General features: G+C 73.7%; 5 protein-coding genes and 1 riboswitch. Of the genes, 4 read left to right on the forward strand and 1 reads right to left on the reverse strand.

All coding sequences use genetic code 11. The annotated features are described in order from the left end of the window. Positions 1-205: 205 nt before the first annotated feature. Entirely contained in the window at positions 206-856 is a 651-nt protein-coding gene (locus ACOV8S_RS08320) for a helix-turn-helix domain-containing protein (RefSeq protein WP_448317033.1), read from the forward strand. Further along, positions 853-1,011: a DUF6126 family protein gene (locus tag ACOV8S_RS08325; RefSeq protein WP_351115084.1), complete on the forward strand. Its 159-nt coding sequence runs from the start codon at positions 853-855 to the stop codon at positions 1,009-1,011. Before ACOV8S_RS08320 ends, ACOV8S_RS08325 begins: the two co-directional genes overlap by 4 nt. 18 nt (positions 1,012-1,029) lie before the next feature. On the opposite strand, the gene ACOV8S_RS08330 is transcribed toward ACOV8S_RS08325, so the two are convergent. Then, positions 1,030-1,827, reverse strand: coding sequence for a tyrosine-protein phosphatase (locus ACOV8S_RS08330; RefSeq protein WP_448317034.1), 798 nt, complete (start codon positions 1,825-1,827; stop codon positions 1,030-1,032). Positions 1,828-2,281: 454 nt separating this feature from the next. Continuing rightward, a riboswitch (cyclic di-AMP (ydaO/yuaA leader) is annotated at positions 2,282-2,445 on the forward strand. Between the two features lie 4 nt (positions 2,446-2,449). On the opposite strand from ACOV8S_RS08330, the gene ACOV8S_RS08335 reads away from it, so the two are divergent. Both ACOV8S_RS08335 and ACOV8S_RS08340 read left to right on the forward strand, forming a co-directional pair. Beyond that, positions 2,450-3,301: a M23 family metallopeptidase gene (locus ACOV8S_RS08335; protein ID WP_448317035.1), complete on the forward strand. Its 852-nt coding sequence runs from the start codon at positions 2,450-2,452 to the stop codon at positions 3,299-3,301. Between the two features lie 164 nt (positions 3,302-3,465). Next, on the forward strand, positions 3,466-4,293 hold the full coding sequence (locus tag ACOV8S_RS08340; protein WP_448317036.1) for an SGNH/GDSL hydrolase family protein: 828 nt from the start codon (positions 3,466-3,468) through the stop codon (positions 4,291-4,293). The last annotated feature ends 405 nt before the right edge of the window (positions 4,294-4,698 follow it).

Raw genomic sequence — 4,698 nt, forward strand, 5'->3', positions numbered from 1 at the left:
TCCGCGGCGTACGGCAGCGCCGCGGACTGCCGCAGCAGGGACAGCGCGAAGTCGAGCTGGACGTCGCCGAAGTGGCGGGTGCAACCCGTCTCCCGGGCCCGCGGGGGGGGGGGGTCCCCCCCGGGGGGGCCCCCCGCCACTGTCGCCCTCTTGCCTCTGAGGCAAAGGATTTGCCCTGGAGGCAAGAGAGTGGCTGAATGGTGACATGCCCGCCGCAGCACAGGCCCCCGGCCCCGGGCCGGGAGACCTCCCCAGCGTAGCCCCGACGCTCCGCGCACTCCGGCACCGGACCGGCCTCACCCTCGAGGCCGCCGCCCGGGCCGCCGACCTCTCACCGGCCCACCTCTCCCGCCTGGAGACCGGCCACCGCCAGCCGTCCCTGCCCGTCCTCCTCGGGCTCGCCCGCGTCTACGGCACCACCGTCTCCGAACTCCTCGGTGAGACCACCCCCGACCGCGAGGCCGTGGTCCGGGCGTCCGCCGCCGCGGAGACCCGGGCCGGCGGCTGGAGCTACTGGCCGGCCGGGGCGCCGGGACGCGCCATGCAGGCCCTGCGGGTCCGCATCCCGCACAGCGGCGGCCCCCAGGACCAGGTGGTCCGGGTCCACCCGGGGGAGGAGTGGCTGCACGTCCTTCGCGGGGGCCTGCGCCTCCACCTGGGCGACACCTCCCACCTGCTCGGCCCCGGCGACAGCGCCCACTTCGACTCGCTCACCCCGCACCGCCTGGCCGCCGAGGGCCCGGACGGCGCCGAGCTGCTGTTCGTCCACACCCTGCTGCAGAGCCCCACGGCCGCCCTGTGCCTCGGACCCGAGGCGACCGGCGGCCACCCGACCCCGTCCGGAGCGACGTCATGACGAACCCCGAGAAGAACAACGTCCCCGACCGCCGGAACGTCGAGGACAAGTTCCCGCGCGCCCTGTGGATCCGCCTCTTCGTCTACATCGTGGCGGGCCACCTCTTCGCCGGCTTCATCTGGCTGCTCTTCGAGGCGGGCGCCCGCGCCAACTGAGCAGGGGCGCCGTGCCCGTCAGTCGAGGAGCCGCTCGCGCAGCCGCTCCCGCAGCTGCGGGGTCACGCCCAGACCCCGCGCCAGGTAGGCGTCGACCCCGCCCCAGGTCTCCTCGATCGTCTCGAACGCGGTCCCCAGGTACTCGGGCCGCGCGTCGAACAGCGGGCTCAGCAGCTCGGTGATCTCCGGCGTGTAGGGGTCCGAGGACTCCCCGCCGCGGTGCAGCTTGTAGCGCCGGTGCGCGGCCCCCGACTTCAGGTAGTCCTCGGTGATCGCGTCCCGCTCCACGCCGAGCGCGAGCAGCGTCACCGCGATCGACAGGCCCGCGCGGTCCTTGCCGGCCGAGCAGTGCATCAGGGCCGGGGCGCCGTCCTCGGCCAGCGAGCGCAGCACCCGGGAGTGCTCCTCGGTGCGGGTGAGGACGGTCTGCCGGTAGGACGCGATCATGCGCTGCGCCGCGCGGCCGTCGCCCAGCAGCGGCCGCAGCTCGTCCACCCCTCCGCGGCGGACCCGGCGCCAGAACTCGGCGCCGTCGGCCGGGTCGGACAGCGGCAGGCGCACCTCCTGGACCCCGGGCAGCGTGACGTCGGGACCCTCCAGGCTCCGGTCCGCCTCGTTGCGGAAGTCGAAGATCGTGCGCAGGCCGAGGGAGGCGAGGAACGCGGCGTCCTCGGCGGTCGCGCTCGCCAGATGGCCGCTGCGGTACAGGACCCCGGGCCTCACCTTGCGGCCGTCCGCCGTGGGCATCCCGCCCACGTCGCGAAAGTTGCGCACTCCGGCGAGCTGGGGCTCGGTCGACGGGGCCTGCTGCGTCACGGGGGGCTCCTCCCACTCGGCCCCGCCGGTGCGGCATCCGGCGGGTGCGCTCCGACGATACGACACGCGTCCCCGGGACACGGAGGGTGCCGCGGCTCCGCAGCCGTGGTCGCCGCGTCCCGCGTGCGTCTCACCAGCCGCGCATTTCGGGCAAAACGGGCCAATGGTGATTTGTCCGAGGAAAGGACAACTCTCGTTCCCTGAGGGGGTCGTGGGGCACGGGTGGGTGAGCAGCCTCATACCGGTGACCGAGCGTCGTCGGCACCCTCGGTGCAACTGTGCCTCGCCGGGCGGAAGTTGCAGGAGGGGCGACGACTCTCCGTGACCGTTTTGCCCTTAAGTGATCACAAAGAATGCGCGTTCGTGGAAATTCGGCGCTTGTCCGGTTGCGCTCCGGTCGCTTACGTTCACCATCCGATCCGGACGGACGCCTAATCCTGCCGCCGCCCGGATCTCTCACACTCACCCGAGTAACCCGAGTACGGCAGGAGCGGGGGACCCACAGGTACACGCCTGTTCCGGTCTCCGGAACGGGCTCGGGGTAAAGCCGCGCACGGCGCGGCCGGGCATCTCCAGCCCGCACCCGACAGCTCACCTCGCAGGCGACGGAGAGGACAACGTCATGCCCGCGAAGCGTCAGCAGCACCGCCGTCCCACCGGCGTCCAGCGCCTCACCCGCTCCATCGCCGTCGCCGGAACGGGCGCCATGGTGCTCGGTCTGCCCCTGATGGGCTCCGCCACCGCCCACGCCGCCGCCCCGCAGAACGCCCCGCAGAGCGTGCCGGCCGCCGCGAAGAAGGCCGCCGGCCAGACCTACACGGTCAAGAAGGGCGACTCCCTCTCGAAGATCGCCGAGAAGAAGAAGGTCGCGGGCGGCTGGAAGAAGCTCTACAAGATCAACCGCGAGGCCGTCGGCGACAACCCGCGCCTGATCAAGCCCGGCACCAAGCTCGACCTCGGCAAGAAGGCCGCCGCCAAGCCCGCCAAGGCCAAGGCCGCCGCGAAGGCCGCCCCCGCCAAGCCCGCCGCGCCGAAGACCACGGTCGCCGACGCCGCCGCCACGAGCGGCTACACCGCTCCCGTGGACGCCGCGAGCCTCGGTACCGCCTACCACACGCCCGGCGGCATGTGGTCCAGCGGCTACCACACCGGCGCCGACTTCGTGATCCCCACCGGCACCCCGATCAAGGCGATCGCCGCGGGCACCGTGGTGGCGGCCGGCGACGGCGGCGCCTACGGCAACCAGGTCGTCATCCAGCACGCCGACGGCATGTACTCCCAGTACGCCCACCAGTCGCAGCTGTCCGTCTCCGTCGGGCAGACCGTGACGGTCGGCCAGCAGATCGGCCTGTCCGGCGCCACCGGCAACGTGACCGGCCCGCACCTGCACTTCGAGGTCCGCACCAGCCCCGACTACGGCTCCGACGTCGACCCGGTGGCCTACCTCAACTCGCACGGCGTCAGCCTCGGCTGACGCCCCTGCGGGACCTCGCGGTTGCGCGCGAACCGAGGGCCGCACCCCCTGCCGGGGGTGCGGCCCTCGGCGTGTTCCGGCCCTCACGCGTGGTATTTCTCACCCGCCGTCAACCCCTCCCTACGGTCGCGTAGCTCACATCCGAAGGAGGAAGATGCCTCGATGTGGCAGACGATTCGAAGAATGACAAGAGAACAGTGATCGGGTCGGTCGGGTCGTACGCGGCCGTCGGGGACAGCTTCACCGAGGGCGTCGGGGACCCCGGGCCCGACGGGACGTTCGTCGGCTGGGCCGACCGCCTCGCGGTCCTCCTCGCCGACCGCAGGCCGGAGGGCGACTTCCGCTACGCCAACCTCGCGGTGCGCGGGAAGCTCCTCGACCAGATCGTGGCCTACCAGGTCCCCCAGGTCCGTGACCTCGCCCCCGACCTGGTGTCCATCTGCGCGGGCGGCAACGACATCCTGCGGCCCGGTACCGACCCCGACGACGTCGCCGAGCGCTTCGAGAGGGCCGTCGCGGAGCTCGCCTCCGCCGCCGGGTCCGTCCTCGTCGCGACCGGTTTCGACACCCGGGGCGTCCCCGTCCTCAAGCACCTGCGCGGGAAGATCGCCACGTACAACGGGCACGTCCGCGCCATCGCCGACCGGTACGGCTGCCCGGTGCTGGACCTGTGGTCCCTGCGCAGCGTCCAGGACCGCCGCGCCTGGGACAGCGACCGCCTGCACCTCTCCGCCGAGGGGCACACCCGGGTGGCGCTGCGGGCCGGCCAGGTCCTCGGCCTCGAGGTCCCCGCCGACCCGGAGCAGCCCTGGCCCCCGCGCCCCCAGCGCGGCGTGCTCGAGGTGCGCCTCGACGACGTCCACTGGGCGCGGGAGCATCTGGTGCCGTGGATCGGGCGACGCCTGCGCGGCGAGTCCTCGGGCGACACGATCGTCGCCAAGGGGCAGCTGGCGCTGGACGACCTCAAGTCCTGGCTCGCCAGGGCGGTCTGACGCGCCTGCCGCCGGGGCGTGGCCGTTGCGCCCGCCGCCCCGGCGGGGCCGGGCGGGGCGGCTCACGGACCTTCCCGCCCCGCCCGGCGCGGCGTCGGCGCACGTGGCCCGCGGTGGGCAACGTGAGGTCACGCTCCGGCGTCCTGGGGAACAGGGACGCCCGCGCGGACGTTGCCCGAAAGGTCCGCGCGGACCACGCAATTCGACGACGCCGGCCCGGACCAGGTCCGGCGCGGCGGCTGGAGGCCACCTGTGAGCGACACCGGTTCCCTTGCCCGTTCCGTCTCCGCGGCAGGGGCTTCCCTGCTGCGCGGCCTGCGGCCGGAGTCCTTCGGGGCCGAGCCCCGGGGCGAGCGCCTGGCCCGCATCCAGGCCTCGCCGCACTTCGCCGACGGCGTCTTCCGC

Source organism: Streptomyces sp. CO7 (genome assembly GCF_053474865.1).